At 63.8% G+C, this 18,560-nt stretch carries 22 protein-coding genes and 1 tRNA gene; 10 read left to right on the top strand and 13 right to left on the bottom strand.

Annotation, left to right across the window (positions count from 1 at the left end; genetic code table 11):
• Positions 1 to 10: 10 nt before the first annotated feature.
• Both ACZ2HM_RS17260 and ACZ2HM_RS17255 read right to left on the bottom strand, forming a co-directional pair.
• The gene (locus ACZ2HM_RS17260; RefSeq protein ID WP_037476167.1) at positions 11 to 376 is read right to left on the bottom strand and encodes an Mpo1-like protein; all 366 of its coding nucleotides are present in this window, start codon (positions 374 to 376) and stop codon (positions 11 to 13) included.
• Positions 377 to 435: 59 nt separating this feature from the next.
• The gene (locus tag ACZ2HM_RS17255) at positions 436 to 1,443 is read right to left on the bottom strand and encodes a serine hydrolase (protein WP_470425806.1); all 1,008 of its coding nucleotides are present in this window, start codon (positions 1,441 to 1,443) and stop codon (positions 436 to 438) included.
• Between the two features lie 94 nt (positions 1,444 to 1,537).
• Between ACZ2HM_RS17255 and ung the strand changes: the two genes are divergently transcribed.
• Entirely contained in the window at positions 1,538 to 2,224 is a 687-nt protein-coding gene (gene ung, locus ACZ2HM_RS17250; RefSeq protein WP_470425805.1) for a uracil-DNA glycosylase, read from the top strand.
• Complete coding sequence (locus tag ACZ2HM_RS17245) at positions 2,221 to 2,400, top strand: hypothetical protein (protein ID WP_037476173.1); 180 nt, start codon at positions 2,221 to 2,223, stop codon at positions 2,398 to 2,400. The genes ung and ACZ2HM_RS17245 overlap by 4 nt, the downstream gene beginning before the upstream one ends.
• A gap of 87 nt (positions 2,401 to 2,487) precedes the next feature.
• On the opposite strand, the gene rpoZ is transcribed toward ACZ2HM_RS17245, so the two are convergent.
• Positions 2,488 to 2,832: a DNA-directed RNA polymerase subunit omega gene (gene rpoZ, locus ACZ2HM_RS17240; RefSeq protein ID WP_037476174.1), complete on the bottom strand. Its 345-nt coding sequence runs from the start codon at positions 2,830 to 2,832 to the stop codon at positions 2,488 to 2,490.
• A 125-nt stretch (positions 2,833 to 2,957) separates the two neighbouring features.
• Between rpoZ and ACZ2HM_RS17235 the strand changes: the two genes are divergently transcribed.
• On the top strand, positions 2,958 to 4,172 hold the full coding sequence (locus ACZ2HM_RS17235) for a phospholipase D-like domain-containing protein (RefSeq protein WP_470426877.1): 1,215 nt from the start codon (positions 2,958 to 2,960) through the stop codon (positions 4,170 to 4,172).
• Between the two features lie 8 nt (positions 4,173 to 4,180).
• Here ACZ2HM_RS17235 and ACZ2HM_RS17230 read toward each other — a convergent pair whose 3' ends face one another.
• The 6 genes from ACZ2HM_RS17230 to ACZ2HM_RS17205 form a co-directional block, all read right to left on the bottom strand.
• Positions 4,181 to 4,741: a hypothetical protein gene (locus ACZ2HM_RS17230; RefSeq protein ID WP_037474316.1), complete on the bottom strand. Its 561-nt coding sequence runs from the start codon at positions 4,739 to 4,741 to the stop codon at positions 4,181 to 4,183.
• Positions 4,741 to 6,045, bottom strand: a complete 1,305-nt coding sequence (locus ACZ2HM_RS17225; protein WP_470426876.1) for a sensor histidine kinase — start codon at positions 6,043 to 6,045, stop codon at positions 4,741 to 4,743. The genes ACZ2HM_RS17230 and ACZ2HM_RS17225 overlap by 1 nt, the downstream gene beginning before the upstream one ends.
• 34 nt (positions 6,046 to 6,079) lie before the next feature.
• A complete protein-coding gene (locus ACZ2HM_RS17220; RefSeq protein WP_069065277.1) occupies positions 6,080 to 6,796 on the bottom strand; it encodes a response regulator transcription factor in 717 nt (238 codons plus the stop codon).
• Positions 6,797 to 6,874: 78 nt separating this feature from the next.
• Positions 6,875 to 7,705 carry a sulfite exporter TauE/SafE family protein gene (locus ACZ2HM_RS17215; RefSeq protein WP_069065278.1) on the bottom strand — a complete coding sequence of 277 codons (831 nt, stop codon included), beginning with the start codon at positions 7,703 to 7,705 and terminating at the stop codon, positions 6,875 to 6,877.
• 228 nt (positions 7,706 to 7,933) lie between these two features.
• Positions 7,934 to 9,049: an alanine dehydrogenase gene (gene ald / locus ACZ2HM_RS17210; protein WP_037480147.1), complete on the bottom strand. Its 1,116-nt coding sequence runs from the start codon at positions 9,047 to 9,049 to the stop codon at positions 7,934 to 7,936.
• Positions 9,050 to 9,133: 84 nt separating this feature from the next.
• Positions 9,134 to 10,024 carry a peptidylprolyl isomerase gene (locus ACZ2HM_RS17205; RefSeq protein WP_037480151.1) on the bottom strand — a complete coding sequence of 297 codons (891 nt, stop codon included), beginning with the start codon at positions 10,022 to 10,024 and terminating at the stop codon, positions 9,134 to 9,136.
• A gap of 93 nt (positions 10,025 to 10,117) precedes the next feature.
• Here ACZ2HM_RS17205 and ACZ2HM_RS17200 point away from each other — a divergent pair.
• Positions 10,118 to 10,208: transfer RNA gene (locus ACZ2HM_RS17200), tRNA-Ser, on the top strand.
• 156 nt (positions 10,209 to 10,364) lie between these two features.
• On the opposite strand, the gene ACZ2HM_RS17195 is transcribed toward ACZ2HM_RS17200, so the two are convergent.
• Positions 10,365 to 10,619, bottom strand: coding sequence for a hypothetical protein (locus tag ACZ2HM_RS17195; protein ID WP_470425804.1), 255 nt, complete (start codon positions 10,617 to 10,619; stop codon positions 10,365 to 10,367).
• A gap of 98 nt (positions 10,620 to 10,717) precedes the next feature.
• Here ACZ2HM_RS17195 and tnpA point away from each other — a divergent pair, with 98 nt between their 5' ends.
• Genes tnpA through tnpC form a run of 3 tightly spaced genes read left to right on the top strand, consistent with a single transcriptional unit; the run spans position 10,718 to position 13,059 of the window.
• A complete protein-coding gene (gene tnpA / locus ACZ2HM_RS17190; protein ID WP_037472585.1) occupies positions 10,718 to 11,101 on the top strand; it encodes an IS66-like element accessory protein TnpA in 384 nt (127 codons plus the stop codon).
• On the top strand, positions 11,098 to 11,445 hold the full coding sequence (gene tnpB, locus ACZ2HM_RS17185) for an IS66 family insertion sequence element accessory protein TnpB (protein WP_470425803.1): 348 nt from the start codon (positions 11,098 to 11,100) through the stop codon (positions 11,443 to 11,445). Before tnpA ends, tnpB begins: the two co-directional genes overlap by 4 nt.
• Before the next feature lie 60 nt (positions 11,446 to 11,505).
• On the top strand, positions 11,506 to 13,059 hold the full coding sequence (gene tnpC / locus ACZ2HM_RS17180; RefSeq protein WP_037472588.1) for an IS66 family transposase: 1,554 nt from the start codon (positions 11,506 to 11,508) through the stop codon (positions 13,057 to 13,059).
• 43 nt (positions 13,060 to 13,102) lie between these two features.
• On the opposite strand, the gene ACZ2HM_RS17175 is transcribed toward tnpC, so the two are convergent.
• The 3 genes from ACZ2HM_RS17175 to ACZ2HM_RS17165 all read right to left on the bottom strand — a co-directional run bounded on the left by ACZ2HM_RS17175 (position 13,103) and on the right by ACZ2HM_RS17165 (position 15,412).
• Positions 13,103 to 13,270, bottom strand: coding sequence for a hypothetical protein (locus tag ACZ2HM_RS17175; RefSeq protein WP_156106061.1), 168 nt, complete (start codon positions 13,268 to 13,270; stop codon positions 13,103 to 13,105).
• 110 nt (positions 13,271 to 13,380) lie between these two features.
• Complete coding sequence (locus tag ACZ2HM_RS17170) at positions 13,381 to 13,671, bottom strand: hypothetical protein (RefSeq protein ID WP_470425802.1); 291 nt, start codon at positions 13,669 to 13,671, stop codon at positions 13,381 to 13,383.
• 271 nt (positions 13,672 to 13,942) lie between these two features.
• Entirely contained in the window at positions 13,943 to 15,412 is a 1,470-nt protein-coding gene (locus ACZ2HM_RS17165; RefSeq protein WP_470425801.1) for an aldehyde dehydrogenase, read from the bottom strand.
• Between the two features lie 175 nt (positions 15,413 to 15,587).
• Between ACZ2HM_RS17165 and ACZ2HM_RS17160 the strand changes: the two genes are divergently transcribed.
• The 3 genes from ACZ2HM_RS17160 to ACZ2HM_RS17150 are packed head-to-tail and all read left to right on the top strand — an operon-like array spanning position 15,588 to position 18,552.
• Positions 15,588 to 16,484, top strand: coding sequence for a DUF8021 domain-containing protein (locus ACZ2HM_RS17160; RefSeq protein WP_470425800.1), 897 nt, complete (start codon positions 15,588 to 15,590; stop codon positions 16,482 to 16,484).
• Positions 16,481 to 17,287, top strand: a complete 807-nt coding sequence (locus ACZ2HM_RS17155; protein WP_076605501.1) for an SDR family NAD(P)-dependent oxidoreductase — start codon at positions 16,481 to 16,483, stop codon at positions 17,285 to 17,287. The genes ACZ2HM_RS17160 and ACZ2HM_RS17155 overlap by 4 nt, the downstream gene beginning before the upstream one ends.
• Positions 17,284 to 18,552 carry an MFS transporter gene (locus ACZ2HM_RS17150; RefSeq protein WP_470425799.1) on the top strand — a complete coding sequence of 423 codons (1,269 nt, stop codon included), beginning with the start codon at positions 17,284 to 17,286 and terminating at the stop codon, positions 18,550 to 18,552. The genes ACZ2HM_RS17155 and ACZ2HM_RS17150 overlap by 4 nt, the downstream gene beginning before the upstream one ends.
• Positions 18,553 to 18,560 lie beyond the last annotated feature (8 nt).

Genomic DNA, 18,560 nt, shown 5'->3' with positions numbered 1-18,560 from the left:
CAAGCGGCGGCTATGCGGTCGTCCGCCGATCAGGATCGACCGTGCCATCGGGGCGCACCCCGGCGCGGGCAAGATCGCGGCCGATATGGCCGGTCAGGAACCGCTGCCACATCACGAAATCGGCGCGCAGCGACCAGAGCGGATAGCGGAAGGTGGCGGGCCGGTTGCGCTCGATCAGGCCATGGCCCACCCAGGCGAAGCCATAGCCGACGACCGGCAGCGCCGCCGCCATCCACCAACGGCCAGCAACCGGCGCGGCCGCCGCCAGCAGCACCACCAGGCTGGTCCCCGCATAATGGAGCGCACGCGTACCGGGGCGCGCATGTTCGCGCAGATAATGGGGCCAGAAATCGCGGAAGCGGGTCAGGCGGGTCATGGCAATCCTCTCAATGAAAGACTTTAAAGCCTTCCGGGATCGCTGTTAAGTCCTATGCGTCAGGCCGTGGCGCGATCGGGCGCGAACAGGAAATAATCATAGGCGGCGCGGGCGGCCTCCGCCATGATCCGGTCGCGCATCACCCGGCCGCGATGATCCTGCATGACGAAGACGGTGATGGCGAACATCCGCCCATCGGGCAGGGTGATGACGCCCGTATCGTTGCCGGTGCCGTTGATCGTGCCGGTCTTGTGCGCGATCGTCGTGCCGGGCGGCAACATGCCGGGCAGGCGCGTCTTGCCGGTGCGGCAGCGTTCCATGATGGTGATGAAGGCATGGGTGCTGGCGGGCGAAAGCGCCCGGCCAGTGCGGATCGCGGCTACCAGGTCAGTCATGGCGGTCGGCGTCGCGCTGTCGCGCGGATCGCGGGCGAAGGCGATATTGGGGAGGTCGCGACTGTCGCGGGTGCGCAGCGCCGGATCGGCGGCCAGCGCGGCGGCGACGTTGCGGTTGAAATTGCCCGGACGCGGCGCGAGGTCCATGGCGCGGTAGAGCAGGTCGGCGGTGTTGCTATCGACGCGCAGCCCCTTGATCCCCAGCCCCGCAACCCAGCCATTGACCGCCGTCGGGCCACCGGCGCGCGCGACCAGCATATCGGTGGCATGGTTATCGCTCTGCGTCAGCATCAAGTCGAGCAATTGCGCCACCGGCAGCGCCGCGCCCGGCCCCATGGTGGCGACGTCGCGCGGCACGATGTCGGTCAGCGCCAATTGTCCGGCGTCGATCATGGCGAAGATCTTGCCCGCGACCGCGACCTTATAGGCGCTGGCCATCGGGAAGAGCGTGTCGCCGTTGAGCGAGAGGCTTTCGCCGCTGGCAAGGTCGCGCACGGTGATGCCGACCGTGCCGTCGGTGAGGGTCGCAAACCGCTGAAATTGGGCGATCAGGCGGGTTTCGGCGGTTTGCTGGACAGCGGATTTGACGGGACCGAAGGCATCGGCGCTGGGCAGCGGGGCCAGGAAAAGGTCGAAGGCGGCGGCAAGGGCGATCGGGCGATGGAAGCGCATGGCGTCTGTTTTGCGGATGTGACGATGCCGCGCAAGCGCATTTACCCTGTCGGACGCGATTGACAGGGCTTTACGCGCCGGGCCATCAGGCGGCATGAGCGGAACCATCAAGCTGCACGAAAGCTGGCGTGAGGCGTTAGCCGACCAGTTCGCCGCCCCGCATATGCAGGGACTGAAAGCCTTTCTGGAGGCGGAGAAGGCGGCAGGCAAACGCATCTTCCCCAAGGGCAGCGAATATTTCCGTGCGCTCGACTTGACCCCGCTCGCCCAGGTCAAGGTCGTGATATTGGGGCAAGACCCCTATCATGGCGAGGGGCAAGCGCATGGCCTGTGCTTTTCGGCGCAGCCCGGCGTGCGGACGCCGCCTTCGCTCGTCAATATCTACAAGGAGATGGAGAGCGACTTGGGGATTGCGCGGGCCGGGCATGGCTTTCTCGAACATTGGGCGCGGCAAGGCGTGCTGCTGCTCAACAGCGTGCTGACGGTCGAGATGGGCCGGGCGGCGTCGCATCAGGGCAAGGGCTGGGAGTTGTTTACCGACGCGATCGTGCGGCTGGTGGCGCAGAAAGAGGAGCCGGTCGTGTTCCTGCTATGGGGCGCCTATGCCCAGCGCAAGGCGGGCTTCGTCGATCAGAGCCGCCATCTGATCCTGAAATCCGCCCACCCTTCCCCGCTGTCGGCGCATAATGGCTTTCTGGGATCACGGCCTTTTTCACAGGCCAATGCGTTTCTGGAAGCGCAGGGACGTGGGGGCATCGACTGGGCGCTGCCGCCGCTGTGAAACGCACCCGGCTCAGCATCTGCGCGCGCAAGCGGCGCTATGGGTCGGAAGAGGAAGCGCGGGAGGCGATGGTGCGCGCCGCGATTATATTGCGGCCCTATCGCTGCGACCGGTGCGGGCTGTTCCACCTGACCAGCCGGACCAAGGGCAAGCGGATCGCGCGACCGGTGGGGTAAGCGTTCTATCTTTTGCCCAAAAAGGGTTGAGGCCCGGTCCTGCTTGCGCAGGCCGAGCCTCTTTCCCTCTCCAAACGGATAAGGCGATCAGCCGTCGTAGTCGCCGCCGATATTCTGGTTGCGCGGCGGCGCGGCGGCGGTGAGGCGAAGAGCCTCTGCCGACTGGGCGATCGAGCCGATTTCATCGGGGGTGTCGTCATCGTCAATCTGCACCTTCTGCAGCGACGCGACGAGCGAATGATGCAGTTCGTCCGGCAGAACGGTCTCTTCCGCGATTTCGCGCAGAGCGACGACGGGGTTCTTGTCGCGGTCGCGATCGACCGTCAGTTCGGCCCCGCCGGAAATTTCCCGCGCGCGCTGAGCGGCGAGAAGGACGAGGTCAAAACGGTTGGTAACTTTGTCGACGCAATCTTCGACGGTGACGCGGGCCAAACAGGGCCTCCTGAATACAGCGAAGGGAAATTTCGAATTCGTCGCCTAGCAGCATGACCCATGGGAGTCAATGAAAAGGGCATAAGGCCTTGGCAAATCATGGCGCAAAGGGGCATGAGGCGCAGATGGCGATCAACGATCAAGCCCCGCCGCTGGCCGATGCGGACAGCGAAGCGGACGATATCACCATCATGCTGGCGGGCAACCGGCTGCGGCTCATCACGCAAGGGGTGGCGTTGCGCGACACGCTGATCGGCCTGATCGAAGGCGCGCGCCATAGCCTAAAACTCTATTATTATATCTTTGCCGATGATGGCAGCGGCGTGCTGGTGCGGGATGCGCTGGTCGCGGCGCGGGGGCGCGGTGTCGCCGTAACGCTGATGGTCGATGGTTTCGGGTCGGGCAAGACGCCCGACAGCTTCTTTGCCCCGCTCATCGACGCGGGCGCGCATTTCGGGCGTTTCGGGACGCGGCGGTCGACCCGCTACCTGATCCGCAATCATCAGAAGATGGCGATCGCCGACGACCAGCGGCTGATGATCGGCGGTTTCAATATCGAGGATGGCTATTTCGGCATACCGGCGGATGGTTGCTGGTGCGACCTGGGGCTGATGATCGAGGGCGATCAGGTCGAGGTGATGACCCGCTGGTACGGGCAGTTGTGGCGCTGGGTCTCGACGCGCAAGCAACGGTTCCGCACCTTGCGACGCATGGTCCGGGGTTGGAATCCGAGCCTGCATCCGCAACAGGCCGATCCCTTTCGCTGGCTGGTCGGTGGTCCCACCCGGCGGCTGAGCCCCTGGGCGAAGGTGGTCAAGCACGACATGGAGCAGGCGCGGCGGGTCGATATGGTCGCGGCCTATTTTTCGCCGGGCCGGGGCATGCTCAAGCGCATCGCACGGGCGGCGCAGCGGGACGGCGCGCGCCTGATCCTGCCTGCCAAGTCGGACAATGGTGCGACGATCGCGGCGGCCAGGCTCTTATACGGGCCGCTGCTTAAGCGCGGGGTGGAGATTGACGAATATCAGCCGCATAAATTGCACATGAAGCTGTTCGTTATCGACGATGCGGTGTTCGTGGGGTCGGCCAATTTCGACATGCGTAGCCTGTTCGTCAATCTGGAGGTGATGCTGCGGATCGAGGATGCGGGCTTTGCGGCGGCGGTGCGGCAGATGATCGACCGGCAGGCGGCGTTGAGCCGGACGATCACGCTGGAGAGCCACCGCGCCAGCCGCACGCCGCTGACGCTGATCAAGCAATGGATCAGCTATCTGCTGGTGGGGGTGTTGGACTATACCGTCACGCGGCGGCTCAATTTCCGTAACCCGGACGCGGACTGAGCGCTTTTTCAGCGCATGATGAGGTAGAAGCCGACGGCTGCCTTGCCGCCATTTTCGATCACGATGTCATAGCGATCGGTAAAAAGCGGCAGCCAGGCGCAATCGGCCTGCGGCCCGCCGACCGGCTTGGCGCAGAGCGTTTCGCCATCCGCGCCATGGACGCGGATCGACAGGTTCGCGGCGCTGCCATTTGCGGGTGCGACCGATATCTGCGCACGTTGGCCGCCGAGGAACAGCTGGCGCATCGTCACGCTACCACCGGGCACCAGCGACCCGCGCCGATAGGCCGGGCCAAGCGCACGGCCGCGAAAGGCGAGCGTGGAGGGGGCCGCGCCATGCGCCTGCGCTTCATGCGTCCAGCGGTCGGCGAGATCCTCCTGCCCCTCGGCCGGGGTTGCACCAAGCGCCTTCAAGGTCTGGACGGTGTCAAGCAAGGCGGCGTGGTTGCCGCTGGCATGGGCGGCATCGCCCTCCAGCAAGGTCCGCAGCACCGGATCGGCAGGTCGCATGTCCGCCGCGGGCGCGGCAGGTGCAGCGCCGAGCAGCAAGACGGGCAACAGCCTGATCATCAATCATCCTCCGGCTGGACGACGAAACGCGCGCCGGGCACGGCGTCCTCCACATGAAGGGAAAGGTCATGCCGCTGTGCGATCGCTCTGGCAAGCGACAAGCCGAGGCCATGGCCCCCGCCCTGCGCGCCGTCGAGCCGGACATAGCGTTCGAACACGCGATCGCGATCGGCGGCGGGGATGCCGGGTCCGTCATCCTGCACGACGATATGCGGTCCCACCGACAGGGTAAGCGACACGCTGCCGCCGCTCGGCACATATTTGAACGCATTGTCGAGCAGGTTGGAGAGCAGGCGCGTCATCTGCATCGGGTCAGCGCGCAGCATGACGCCGGGCGCGATGCGGGCGTGGAAGCCGATCCCCAATTCCTCCGCGCTCGCGCCGTAGAGGTCGGCCAGATTGTCGGCAATCTCGCTGAGATTGGTATCGAGCAGGCCGCGCAGGTCGCCGCGCATCGCCTGCGTCCCCGCAATGTCGAGCAGCGAATCGAGCAGGCGCACGACATTGCGTATTTCACCGCGCGACTGGTCGAGCGTGCGCAGCAATTCCTCGTCCTGCGTCCCCTGCATGGCTTTGAGGATGCGGGTGTCGAGATGCATGAGCGGGGTGCGGATTTCATGCGCGGTCTGGTCCGACACGGCGCGCTGCGCCTCGATCAGCCGTTCGACCTGATCGAGCATCGCATTGGTGTTGGCGGCCAGTTCGGCCAGCTCGTCATTTTCGCCAGCGCCCGGCGCCCGCGCGGTGATGCGCCCGGCGCGTACGGCGGCGAAGGCGGCGTTGACCGTTTCGACCCGGCGACGCAGGCGGCGCGCCGCGAAATGCCCGGCGGCAAGGCTGAGCAGCGCGATGACCGCGCCCGCCCCGGCAAAGGCCATGGCCAGCCGCGCCAGCAGCGCCTCCCCCCGATAATTGCTGCGCCCGACCAGCAGCCGCGTGTCCCCGCCCAGCCGGGTCGCGCGCGCGAACATCGTGTCGCCGCCGGGCAAGGGCACGAAGCGCGCCTCCGACACTTCAGGCGCGATGGCAGGCCAGCGGTCGAGATTGCCCGCCAGACGACGCCCGGCCCCATCGACGAGCAGATACCATCCGCGCTCGCCATCCTCCCGCTCCACCGCCATCCGATCGGCTATGCGCGCGCGCAGTTCGGCGGTGCCACCGCTGACCTGAATGTCGGCCAGTCCGGCGAGGTCGGTATCGACCTCGCGCGCCAGCATCGCCCGGCCATCAGCCGCGACGATATTGCGCACCACCAGGAACAGGGCCAGCGTGGACAAGAGGCTGACCAGCAAAGCGGACAACATCACCCGGCCGAATACCGAGCGGAACAGGTCGGGTTTAGGCACCCGGCGATCCCGGCGATCCGGCAGCGATCAGGCGATAGCCGGTGCCCCACACGGTTTCGAGGACCGGGCCGTCAAACCCCTCCTCCAACTTGCGGCGCAGGCGTCCGACATTGACGTCCACCACATTGGTCTGCGGATCGAAGCTGAGTTTCCAGACATGGCGCAGCAGCATCTCGCGCGTCACCACTTCGCCCGCATGGTCCATCAGATAGCGGAACAGCTCGAACTCCTTGGGCGAGAGCGCGAGGTGGCGACCCTGGCGAAAGGCGGTGCGCGCCTTCACATGGCATTCGAGATCGCCGAACAGCAGCACCGGATCATGGGTGGAGCGACTGGCCCGGCGCCACAGCGCGCGGACGCGGGCGACCAGCTCATCGGGTTCGAATGGTTTGGCGAGATAATCGTCGACGCCGCTTTCCAGGCCTTCGACGCGATGTTCGCTGCGGCCGAGCGCGGAGAGCATCAACACTGGCGCGCCGATCCCGGCGACGCGCAGGCGGGTAACGATGTCGATGCCGGTCAGGTGCGGGAGCATCCGGTCGAGGATGATGACGTCGTGCGCGCCGCTGCCCGCACGGTGCAGGCCGATGCGGCCATCCTCCGCCTGATCCACGACCATGCCTGCCTGGGTGAGGATAGCGGCGATGTTGGCGCGCGCTGCGGCGTCATCCTCCACCACCAGCACATTGATCGATTCCTGTTGCGCCATATCGTCCCCCGCCTCGCAAATACCGGCAAAGGCCGCCAGTTACAAAGGCTGTTATGGGGACGAGATGAAGCGCGGTGGTCAGATTTTGAGGGCGTTGCGGAACATGACGAAGGCGATGACGATCAGATAGACGCCGAATATCTTCTTGAGCGGCTTGGCGGGCAGCGCATGCGCGACCGCCACGCCGAGCGGCGCGGTCAGCACCGACATGGAGGCGATGGCGAGCGTGGCAGGCACGTTGACATAGCCGAGCGATCCCCAGGGCAGCCCGCTTTCCTTGAGGCCGATGAGCGCGAAGCCGATCGCGCTGGGGATGGCGATCAGCGTGCCGACGCCCGATGCGGTGGCGATGGCACGGTGGATGGAACGGCCGCAGAGCGTCATCACCATGATCGCGATCGTGCCCCCGCCAATGCCGAGCAACGCGGAAAAAGTGCCCAGCCCGCCCGCGATGCCGACACGGGCGATGCCCGATGGCATATCCTGGCTGATTACCTTGTCGCCGACCTTGGGCAGCAGGAAGTTGAGCGACATCAGGAACACGCCGCCTGCAAAGATCATCGTGAGGATATGGCCATCGACATGGCCCGCCAGCAGCACGCCGACGCCATCACCCAGGATGATCCACGGTGCCCAGGTCTTGAGGATTTCAAACTCCACCGCGCCGCGCTTGGCATGGGACAGGAGCGAACGGATCGAGGTGACAATGATGGTGGCGGCCGACGTGCCGATGGCAACATGCGCGATCGCTTCGGGTGTGCCGCCCAATAGCGGCAGGACGACGAACAGCGCAGGCACGACGACGAAGCCGCCGCCAATGCCGAAAATCCCCGCCGCGAAACCCGCGAACAGGCCAGCGGCCAACATCGACAGCAGCGGCACCAACCAGGTCATGACATCGCCGTTCATCAGCGCGCTCCCATGGCTGGCGTGAGGCCGGTGGCCAGGCTGTCGGTGCCCCGGACAAACAAGGCGGCGAATGAAACTAGATCGACCATGTCGTAAAACCATGCCTCTCTTCGGCGGAACCAGAGCAAGGGGCTGACAGGACAGGTCCCTTGGCTGGCTAGACGAACAAGGTCGACAAATCCGCACCTTGTCCGACACAAGTCGGACAAGGTTGGCGGACGGGCCGGGTCAGCCGAGCAGATCTTCGGCCGGAGTATAGGGCAGGTCGAGCGCGTCGGCGACGGCGCGATAGGTGAGTTTGCCCTGGGCCACGTTGAGGCCCGCGCGCAGATGCGGATCAGCGCGCAGCGCGCCTTTCCAGCCGAGGTCTGCGATCCGCAGCGCATGGGGCAAAGTCACATTGTTTAGCGCATAGGTGCTGGTGCGGGCGACCGCGCCGGGCATGTTGGCGACGCAATAATGGACGATGCCATCGACGATATAGGTGGGGTCGGCATGGGTGGTGGCGTGGCTGGTTTCGAAACAGCCGCCCTGGTCGATCGCGACATCGACCAGCACTGCGCCCTTCTTCATCGTCTTGAGCATATCGGCACTGACCAGCTTGGGCGCGGCCGCGCCGGGGATCAGCACCGCGCCGATCACCAGGTCCGCATCGGCCACGCAGTCCGCGAGGTTGGCGCGGTTCGAAAAGCGCGTTTTGGCCCGTGCCTCGAAATACATGCCGAGTTTTTCCAGCACTTCGGGGCTGCGGTCGAGGATGGTAACGTCCGCGCCCAGCCCCGCCGCCATCTGCGCCGCGTTGAAACCGACGACACCGCCGCCGATCACCGCAACCTTGGCGGGCAGGACGCCGGGAACACCGCCCAGCAGGACGCCGCGCCCGCCATGCGCCTTTTCGAGCGCGGTCGCGCCGGCCTGGATCGCCATGCGGCCTGCAACCTGGCTCATCGGCTTGAGCAGCGGCAGGCCGCCCTGCGCGTCGGTCACGGTTTCATAGGCGATGCCGATCGCGCCGCTGGCGATCAGGTCGCGCGTCTGATCGGGATCGGGGGCGAGGTGGAGATAGGTGTAGAGGATTTGGTCGGGCCGCAGCATCGCGCGCTCGGCGGCTTGCGGCTCCTTGACCTTCACGATCATGTCGGCGCGGGCGAAGATCTCGGCGGCGGTGGCGACGATCTGCGCACCCGCCTTTTCATACAGGGCGTCGTGCGCGCCGATTCCCTCCCCTGCCCCGCTTTCGACCAGCACCGCATGGCCATGCGCGGTGAGTTCATGGACGCTTTCAGGCGTCAGCCCGACGCGATATTCGTGATTCTTGATTTCCCTGACGGTGCCGACGATCATGCAATGCCTCCCGATGGCGCGGCGCGTGGCGGGGCCGCTTTCCTACAGGATGACATAGCGCGGCGGCGGGCGCGAATGTTCCCTTTAGGGAGCCGGACGGACCGGCACCGGCGCATTGCAGATGTCGACCCCGCCCGCAGGCAGATCGTAGAAATCATCCTTCCGATTGGCGCGCAGGCGCAGATAGGCGGCGAAGCTGGGCGAGGCGACGTCCATCGCCTCAAACCGGGGCTGTTCCGCGGGTGCCAGGTCGCTGGCGAGGCGGACCGAGAGGATCGGGATTTTATGTTCGGTGGCGGTGTAGAAGCCAAGCTCACCGCTGCCGCGCGGCAGGCTGGACAGATGGGCCATGCCATCGATCACCCGGCCGACGACCGCGATATTGCGATCCAGCTGGCGCGGGGCTTGGCCGATGACGGTGTAGAGTTCCGCCCCCGTGCCCGCATCGGGCGACAGGTTGCGGCCGACGCCGACAGAAGCATAGCAATGGGGCAGCCAGGCCGCGTCCCCATCCATCGCCATCGGCCAGCCATCGACATAGCCGGTCGCGGGCGCATAGGCATCGGGATGGGGCAAGGGCGTGATCGCCAGCCGCACATTGGCGAGCGAGCGGACATAGTCGGCCGCACTGGTGGGCGCGAGGCCGGGCGGCATCGGCTTCTTCTCGGTCGCGTCGCCCCATTGGGTGACATAATTGTCCTGCACCCGGTTGATGCTGGTCCCGTCCCACCAGTGCGCGCGCGCCAGCGTGCGGATATTGCCGACATGGCGCGGCGCGAAGGCCGGGGCGAGCTGGATCACGACGCGCTTGCCGCCTTCGATCGTCATGACGAGCAGGTCTTCGAGCGGAATCGCGCGCCAGGCATCAGCGGGCGCACTCGCTACGAGCGCCGCGGGCGTTGTCGGCGGATCAGCCGCGATGGCGGTTGAGGCGAGGAGAGAAGCGAGCAGCGCGGGCGCGAAAAAACGGATCATGCCGCAATCAGAGCGCGGCCGCACAGGAAAGTAAAGCATCCCCTTGCCTAGCCGCCCGCGCCGCGATAGGGAGCGCGACTTCCAGTGCAATGCGGAGCGGTGGCCGAGTGGTCGAAGGCGCTCGCCTGGAAAGTGAGTATACGCCAAAAGCGTATCCAGGGTTCGAATCCCTGCCGCTCCGCCATTATCACTTTCGCCTCGTTTTCGTCCTGTAAAACCTTGAAATATAAGGACAATTAGGCGGTTCGAACACCTTAATTCCAGGCTCATACCAGATGCGATGCCAAGGTGAGATTCAGCACTGTTCTCTTCTCTGCCAAACATCTAATTTTCAAATATTTCAAGGGTTTGCGATAAAATCAAACGCGGTTCGAAAAGTTGCGTCGGAGCTGCCAAGAGCAGTGCCGCAACGCGCAGTCTTTTCGATCAGAACCAGCTTCTCCCGCTCTAGATCTTCGACCTTGCGCTGGTAGGCGCTGATCACTGACTCGTTGCTGGTCTCGACAATCCGCTCCAGCAGATGTCCGATCTTCTTCTCGGTCGCAGCGATTTGTATCGTAAGCGGGGCCTGAGGGCCGCCTTGCGTAATGCCCATTCGCCGGGATGATTGCCGCTCTTTGAGCGAGGTGGCGGGTGTCGGACGAGATCGAGGATTCAGCAAGCGAACGGGCGATTAATCATACGAGTAATCGTATGAGTAGTCGGATCGAGGTCGTTAGCCGGGTGTCGGGCCGTCGGCGCTGGACGGTGGAACAGAAGCTGGCCGTATTACGGGATGCATTCGGCCCCGACGGTTGCGTGCGGACAGCCTGTGAGCGCCACGACGTCGGCAGCGGCTCGATCTACACATGGCGGCAACAGGCGATGTCAGGCGAGTTGACCGGGGTGTGCAAGCCGATCGAGCCTGTATTTGCGCAGGTGCAGATCAGCGAGCAGCCGGCCTTGCCCGCCCCAACGGTTGCGGCGCGCAGCAACGGCGTGATCGGGATCGAGCTGCCGTCGGGCATCAAAGTGAGTGTGGACGCCACGGTCGATGCCGAGGCCCTGTCGCGGGTGATCGGCGCGCTGACACGATGATCCCGCTGCCGCCATCGACGCGGATCTTCCTGGCCTGCGGTGCGACCGACATGCGTAAGGGTTTCGACGGCCTGGCGGTGATGACGCAGCAGATCCTGGAGCAGAGCCCACATTCCGGTGCGCTGTTCGCCTTCCAGGGGAAGCGCGGCGATTTGGTGAAGCTGCTCTGGTATGACGGCCAGGGCATGTGCCTGTTTTCCAAGCGGATGGACCGGGGGCGCTTCGTGTGGCCGTCGACCAAGACGGGGTCGGTGATCATGACCGCGGCCCAGCTTTCGATGCTATTGGAAGGCATCGACTGGCGGCGACCTGAACGCACTTTCACCCCTTCATTGGCGGGGTAAAACGCCCATTTTCTGGCACTTCTATTAGCATTGCCACCACCAATCTGCTATATAATCGCGGTGTCGGACGCAGGCCTTTTCACTCCTGATAAAGATGCTCGGATCGCCGAGCTCGAAGCCGCATTGGCCGCCGCCCATGCCGATATTTCCGCCCGCGACATCCTGATTGATACGCTGCGCGTGCAGATTGCACGCCTCAAGCGGATGCAGTTCGGCAAGTCGTCCGAGAAGCTCGATACCCAGATTGCCCAGCTTGAGCTGGCCCTTGAAGAACTCGAAGGCGAGGCCATCGTTGCCGCCGTGCGTCGAGGCGATCCGGTAGCCGTCATTCGGCCATCACCGGTTCGGGCGCTGCCCGCCCATCTGCCGCGCGAGGAACAGCGGATCGAGCCCGATCAGGGTAACTGCACCTGTCCCGACTGCGGCGGCGCGCTGCGGCCGCTGGGGCAGGATAGCGACGAGATGCTCGATGCCGTGCCCGTGCAGTGGCGCGTCATTCGGACCATCCGCCCCAAGTATAGCTGCCGGTCCTGCGAGAAGATCGTGCAGGCGCCCGCGCCGGTAAAGGCGATAGCGCGGGGCAAGGCGACCTTCGGCACCCTGGCCCATGTCGTCGTCTCCAAGTTCGACCATCATCTGCCACTTTACCGCCAAGCCGAGATCATGGCCGCGCAGGGCATCGAGATCGACCGCTCGACGCTGGCAGGCTGGGTCGGCCAAGCATCCGTGCTGCTCGATCCAATCATCAATCGTATCCGCGAGGTCGGCCTGACCGCCTCAAAGATCCACACCGACGATACGCCGGTGCCTATGCTCGATCCAGGACGTGGCAAGACAGCGACTGGCAGGCTCTGGGCCTACGCCGTCGATGATCGCGCCTCTGGTGCGACCTCGCCGCCACTGGTCTGGTATGAGTTCACCACCGACCGCACCGGCGCGCATCCCCGACGCCAGCTGGCCAGTTTCACCGGCTATCTGCAGGCCGATGGCTATGCTGGCTATGACAAGCTCTACAACACCAACCGCGTCACCGAAGTCGCCTGCTGGGCACATTTCCGGCGCAAGATATTCGACATTCATGCGACCAAGCCGACGCCGCTCACCACTGATCTGCTGGAACGTATCGGTCAGCTCTATGAGATCGAAGCAGAGGTTCGCGGCCATCAGCCCGATATCCGACGACGAAGCCGGCAGGACCGCACCAAGCCATTGATCGACGATCTCCGCCAGGCGCTCGACGATGCCCTGCGCCGTCTTGCGCCCAAGTCGGAGATGGCCAAGGCGATCGCTTATGGCCGCAAGCGCTGGATCGCGCTGACGCGCTTCCTCGACGATGGCCGACTGGAGATTGACAATAACATAGCCGAGCGCGCCATGCGCTGCGTGGCCCTTGGCCGCAAAAACTGGTTGTTCGCAGGCTCAAAAGCAGGCGGTGATCGGGCCGCCGCCATCTACTCCATCATCGAGACTGCAAAGCTCAATGGCCTCGAACCGCAGGCCTATATCGCCGATGTCATGGGCAGGATCGCTGGCAACTGGCCCGCAGCCAAATGGGATGAACTCATGCCATGGAACTGGCGCTTGACCGACCAAGACGTTGCTCAAGCTGCCTAGTGGAGATGCCAAAGCTAGATTCTTACGCCACTCCGGCCAAGGATCATGTCGGTGACCGCAAACTGAATGCTATAGCTGCAATTTCTCTGGCACGATCCAGCATTCCAGGAGGCAATTCGCGGGTTCCATCATCATTCAGCGGGAGATCATCGATCTGGTCAAAAATCGCCCCGGCCTCGATGACCAATACCTTCAACTCGTCATTAGTCACTCATGTTCTCCCTAATCCAACCGCATAATAGCGAAAGGAATAGAAACGATCGAGCGACATCGTAAATTTTTCAAACTCAGACACTCTCTGCCAAAATGACAGAATGTGGCCTACAAACCGCACTTACCCTGAACCGCGGTCCGCAGGCCACGCTTACTTTGTATCTTGAGAGACGGGCGTTCTTCCTTGGTGCGGGATTCGCTCTCGCTCCAGCGTTTCTTGAACAGCAACATGAGGGCGTTGAACATTTCCTCGGTCGGAATGATGGCACGAAGCAGCGCCTCATAAGCTTCTTCGATTTTCGTCCGGGCAACGGACTTGCCCCACATCTCGCAGCTGCGATGACGACAGAGGTAGTAAGGGTATTTACCGTTGCGTCCCTTGGTCCAGTTGGCCGTCAAGGAACGGCAGCAACCCCCGCACACCACATACCCACGAAGTGGGAAATCCTCACCGACATCGGCCCGCGCTGGCGCATAAGCGCAAAGTCGAGCGGAATGTCGGGCCACACCAAACTTACTCAGAAGCTTAAGCCTCCGGCAAATCCGGGTCGGCTCACTACGCAACTTCCTGTTTACCTGCTTGAACCGACCTAGCGAACGCCTGACGGGACGTTGCGCCCGATCATCAGCTGCATCGATTCAAGCCGGAGATTTTCCCGCTAGCGCTGGTTTATAGAGCCGTCGGCGCACCATCGAGCAAGATCGTCTTGCTCTCCAGATAGGCTGCAAGCCCCTCGACGCCACCCTCTCGGCCAATGCCGGACTGCTTGAACCCGCCAAAAGGCAGGCCGAATTCCAGCTTCATGCCATTCTGGCCAAAGCCGCCTGCCCGAACACGCCGGGCAATGCGATAGGCCGCATCGACATCATTGGTCAGGACCGAACCATTGAGGCCATAGCTGCTTTCATTGGCGATGCGGATCGCATCTTCTTCATCTTCCGCCGGGATCAGGCACAGCACCGGCCCGAAAATCTCTTCCTGCGCAATGCGGCTCTGATTATCGACATTGGCGAATAAGGTCGGCTCCATGAAATAACCCTTGTTCATATGCGCAGGCCGGGCGCCCCCTGTAACGAGGTCCGCACTGCCCTTGCCGATCGCCACATAGTCTTCGACGCGCTCCAACTGTCGCTTCATGGCGAGTGGCCCAAGCTGCGTTGCCACATCCTCGCTATGGCCGATGCGGATGCCCTGCATCACGGCCTTGATCGCATCGGCCAGTTCGTCATGGCGCTTCCTAGGGACGATTGCGCGGCTCAGCATCGCACAGACCTGGCCGCTCATGATCGTTATGGTATTGCCCAAAATGGCGGCTGCGACCTCGATTGGGAAATCGTCGCGCACGATCGCGGCAGACTTGCCCCCCAGTTCCAGCGTGCAGCGCGCAATACGGCTCGCACAGACCTCGCCGATGCGCTTTCCCGCACCGGTGGAGCCTGTGAAGGTCACCTTGTCGATGCCGGGATTATTGACCAGATGGTCGGACGCATCGCGCCCGCCACAAACCAGGTTCACCACGCCGGCCGGGATGCCAGCAGCCTGCGCCGCCTCAGCCATGATATAGGCTTCCAGCGGCGTCTCCGGCGACGGCTTCATGATCACGGTACAGCCCGCCACCAGTGCATAAGCAACTTTGCTCGCCATGATACCATAGGGCGCATTCCACGGTGCGATCGCCGCCACGACGCCTGTGGGTTCATAGGCGACGATGGCGGTGTCCACCTGAAAGGACGGGCGCCGCTCGACGAACGTGAAGCTGTCGGCATAGCCCGCAATCTGCATGAAGCTGGCGGTCGCGCCGCCAGTCATGATCGGCGCGAAGCTTGCCAGGCCGCCCACCTGCAGCGTCCACGCGCGCGCCAGCTCCGGCTCCCGCTTTTGCAATTCCTCACCCATTCGGCGCACCAGCGCACCGCGCTCGGCAGGGCTGAGCGTTGGCCATGCCCCCTCATCGAACGCCTTGCGCGCTGCGGCGACCGCACGGTCCATATCCGCCTCGACCGCCTCGGCCACGCGGGCGATCACATCCTCACTATTGGGGGAGACGATCTCGATCGACTTTCCGCCTGCGGACTCCACCCATTGCCCGCCGATATAGAGCTTGTCGGGGTGCGCGATGCGGATGTCGTGGGGTATCATCTTGCTGTCCTCTCCTCGATTCTGCGCATAACAATAACGAACGTTATTATTATTTCAACCGCATTGACGTGCCATTCGGTGCTTGACAGTAGAGATACGGCATGGCGTAATAATATCATTCGTTATCATTAACCGCCCAAAGAGCGGCATCGGCACATCCCATCGGGAGAGGATAATGCGAAACGCCTTGATCGCGGCCTGGACGCGCGAGCGCCTCTACGCGGTACTGGATCAATATCTCGCCGCGCTTGTGGCCCGCGATCCCGCAAAGGTCGATTGGGCGCCGATGGTGCGGGCCACCGAGAATAACGTCGAACTGGCGATCGGCGACGGCCTGTGGGGCACGATCACCGGGCGCGGTGATTATGATCTTCGCTTTGCCGACTGCACGACCGGCCAGGTCGGCCTCTTCACCACCGTGCAGGAAACCCGGCATGATTCAGCGATGGCATTGCGCATCGGCGTGAACGGGCAAGACGCAATTACGGAAGTGGAAATGCTGATCGTCCGCCAGGTCGATGAAGCGCTGGTTTTCCCCAACCCGCGCTTCGAACCCAAGCCCGACTTCGACGGCGCAATCCCGATCGACAAGCGTATGACGCGCGAGCGGCTGAGGGCGATCGCCGACGGCTATTTTTCGACGCTGGAACAGAATGACGGGCAGCTTTTCACCCGCTTCCATCCCGATTGCGAGCGTGTCGAAAATGGCGTGCTGACCACGAACAACCCCGATTTCCCGCTCGTAAATGCCCATCTCGGCTGCGAAGAGCAGTTCCGCATGGGCTATTATCGCTATGATGATCGCCTGCGTGGCCGCCGCTTCCCGCTGATCGACGAGGAGCGCGGCCTCGTCTTCGCCCATGGCTTCATCGATCATTGTGGCCGCCTCGCCTATTACAAGCTGACAGACGGCACCGAGATCGAATCCCACATCCGCCGTCCGCACAGTTTTTACATGTCAGAATTGTTCCGCATTGAGGAAGACGCCATCCGCCAGATCGAGGCCAATTTCATCACCGTCCCCTATCATATGCCCTCCCCGTGGGACGGCATCACAGGCCATCGGCCATGACGGCCCCAAGGTTGCAGGGTGAAGTCGCCTTCATCACCGGCGGAGGGCGCGGCCTCGGACAAGCCATTGCCGAGGCGCTGGCTGGTGCTGGCGCGGCCGTGGCGGTCGCCGCACGGTCGGAACGGGAGATCGCCAAGGTGGCGGCCGATCTGAACGCGCGCGGCGGCCGCGCCATCGCAGTCGCCTGCGACGTGACCAATAGCGCCAGCGTGGATGCAGCCTTCGCGTGCGCAGAACAGCAACTTGGCCCCATCAGCATCCTTGTAAACAATGCCGGCGTGCAGGGTCCAATCGGTCCGATCGGTCATATCGATGTTGCCGACTGGTGGAGCGCGCAGAGCGTCCATCTTCTTGGCGCGCTGCTCTGCACGACGCGCGCCTTGCCGGGCATGGAGGCGGCAAATCATGGCCGCATCATCAATATTGCCTCTCAAGCCGGAACCTTCGTTGCGCCCAACGCCTCAGCCTATGCCGTCGCCAAGGCCAGCCTCATCCGCCTGACCGAGCATCTGGATGCCGAGCAGGCAGGCCGGGCCATCCGCGCCTTTGCCATTCAGCCCGGCACGATCCTGACCGAGATGTCGAGCCAGACACTCGCCTCGCCCAATGCCCGCGCGCATGCCGCGCCGCTTGTCGCGCTGCTGGAGAGCATCACGCCGCAAGACAGCGCCGCCGCGCGCAAAAAGCTGCAATCGCTGGCTGTCGATCTCGCGTCAGGGCGTTTCGATGCGCTTTCGGGCCGCTATCTCGATATCGACTGGGATCTGCCCGCCATGCTCGCTGAACAGGTGCAAAGCGCATGACCGCAAAAAGCGCCGCTGCCTTGCCCATGGTCGAGCCAGCCCGTGTCTTTGGCGCAAGGCTGCTGCTCGGCCTCATCCTGAGCGCGATGATCCTCTTCGTCGATGGTTATGATCTGGCCGCTCTCCCGCTCGCGCTGCCACACATCGTGCGCGAGCTGGGCATTCCGGCGGCCAGCTTCGGCTTCGCGCTCTCCGCCGTCCTCGTTGGGCTGGGTACTGGCGCGGTTCTCCTCGCGCCCATTGGCGATCGCTATGGTCGTCGCCCGACGATCATCGTCACCGTCGCGCTGATCGGGTTGGCAACCATGGGCACGGCCACTGCGACCAGCGTGACCGGCTTCTCGGTCTGGCGGCTGCTGACCGGACTGATGCTCGGCGCCTGCCTCCCCAACGTCACCGCACAGGTCGCGCTTTGGGCGCCGGAGGGCAAGCGAGCGAGCACGATCACGATCGTATCGCTGGGCATCGCCATTGGCGGCATTACATCCGGCCTTGTCGTGCCGCTGCTGGTGTCGTTCGGCGGCTGGCGCGCCATCTTTTTGCTGCCCGGCATCGCCACGGTCCTGCTTGCGGTAACGCTGTTCTTCCTGTTCCCGCGCAAGGGCATGTTACCCGAACGGCAGGACGAACCGGCAGCCGCCAGGCCCGTGCGCAAGGGTGGCCAGCTGCTGGACATATTGCGCCCGCCGCTACTCGTCGCGACCGCCATCTTCGTGCTGATCTACGGCCTCAACGCCTTTGCCATCTACCTGACCAGCAGTTGGATACCAACACTGCTGCCCCAGGCCGGCTTCTCGGTCGATCTCTCCGCCCGCTTCATGTCGATCGTCAATCTCGGTGGCCTTGTCGCTGGCCTGCTGATCGCCAAATTGGTGGATAAGAGCCGGGTGACCTTCGTGCTGAGCGCGGCCTATACGACCATCGTTCTGGCATTTCTTGGCCTCTCCTTTGTAAAGCCGGACCCTTGGATCTGGGGCATATTGCTGTTCCTGTCCGCAGGGGCCATCGCGGGCGTTCACCTCGCCCTCATCGCGATCGCGACCGATTTCTTCCCCGCCCGCTATATGGCGACGGCCATCGGCTTTGGCGTCGCGGTGGCGCGCATTGGCGCGATCGGCGGGCCGATGGTCGGCGGATGGCTGATCGCGTCGGGCATCAGCGTCGGCGGCTTCTTCCTCTTCGCGGCCCTAGCGCCCGCCGCCTGCCTCGCCGCAACCTGGCTTGTGCCAGCCGCGCAGCGCGCACGGCATAATATCCTGTCATGACGGAGCAG

This window comes from Sphingobium sp. KKT206, assembly GCF_055640555.1.
This window is presented reverse-complemented; position numbering and strand designations above follow the sequence as displayed.

Excerpts from the sequence above, each read along its gene's own strand:
- ACZ2HM_RS17260 (WP_037476167.1), bottom strand. The coding sequence starts at position 376 with ATGACCCGCCTGACCCGCTTCCGCGATTTCTGGCCCCATTATCTGCGC.
- ald (WP_037480147.1), bottom strand. The coding sequence starts at position 9,049 with ATGATCGTCGGCACCGTCAGGGAAATCAAGAATCACGAATATCGCGTC.
- ACZ2HM_RS17220 (WP_069065277.1), bottom strand. The coding sequence starts at position 6,796 with ATGGCGCAACAGGAATCGATCAATGTGCTGGTGGTGGAGGATGACGCC.
- tnpB (WP_470425803.1), top strand. The coding sequence starts at position 11,098 with ATGATCCCGCTGCCGCCATCGACGCGGATCTTCCTGGCCTGCGGTGCG.
- ACZ2HM_RS17205 (WP_037480151.1), bottom strand. The coding sequence starts at position 10,024 with ATGATCCGTTTTTTCGCGCCCGCGCTGCTCGCTTCTCTCCTCGCCTCA.
- ACZ2HM_RS17195 (WP_470425804.1), bottom strand. The coding sequence starts at position 10,619 with ATGGGCATTACGCAAGGCGGCCCTCAGGCCCCGCTTACGATACAAATC.
- ACZ2HM_RS17235 (WP_470426877.1), top strand. The coding sequence starts at position 2,958 with ATGGCGATCAACGATCAAGCCCCGCCGCTGGCCGATGCGGACAGCGAA.
- ACZ2HM_RS17215 (WP_069065278.1), bottom strand. The coding sequence starts at position 7,705 with ATGAACGGCGATGTCATGACCTGGTTGGTGCCGCTGCTGTCGATGTTG.
- ACZ2HM_RS17165 (WP_470425801.1), bottom strand. The coding sequence starts at position 15,412 with ATGATACCCCACGACATCCGCATCGCGCACCCCGACAAGCTCTATATC.
- ACZ2HM_RS17160 (WP_470425800.1), top strand. The coding sequence starts at position 15,588 with ATGCGAAACGCCTTGATCGCGGCCTGGACGCGCGAGCGCCTCTACGCG.
- ACZ2HM_RS17225 (WP_470426876.1), bottom strand. The coding sequence starts at position 6,045 with ATGTTGTCCGCTTTGCTGGTCAGCCTCTTGTCCACGCTGGCCCTGTTC.
- ung (WP_470425805.1), top strand. The coding sequence starts at position 1,538 with ATGAGCGGAACCATCAAGCTGCACGAAAGCTGGCGTGAGGCGTTAGCC.
- ACZ2HM_RS17255 (WP_470425806.1), bottom strand. The coding sequence starts at position 1,443 with ATGCGCTTCCATCGCCCGATCGCCCTTGCCGCCGCCTTCGACCTTTTC.
- ACZ2HM_RS17155 (WP_076605501.1), top strand. The coding sequence starts at position 16,481 with ATGACGGCCCCAAGGTTGCAGGGTGAAGTCGCCTTCATCACCGGCGGA.
- ACZ2HM_RS17150 (WP_470425799.1), top strand. The coding sequence starts at position 17,284 with ATGACCGCAAAAAGCGCCGCTGCCTTGCCCATGGTCGAGCCAGCCCGT.
- ACZ2HM_RS17230 (WP_037474316.1), bottom strand. The coding sequence starts at position 4,741 with ATGATCAGGCTGTTGCCCGTCTTGCTGCTCGGCGCTGCACCTGCCGCG.
- tnpA (WP_037472585.1), top strand. The coding sequence starts at position 10,718 with ATGAGTAGTCGGATCGAGGTCGTTAGCCGGGTGTCGGGCCGTCGGCGC.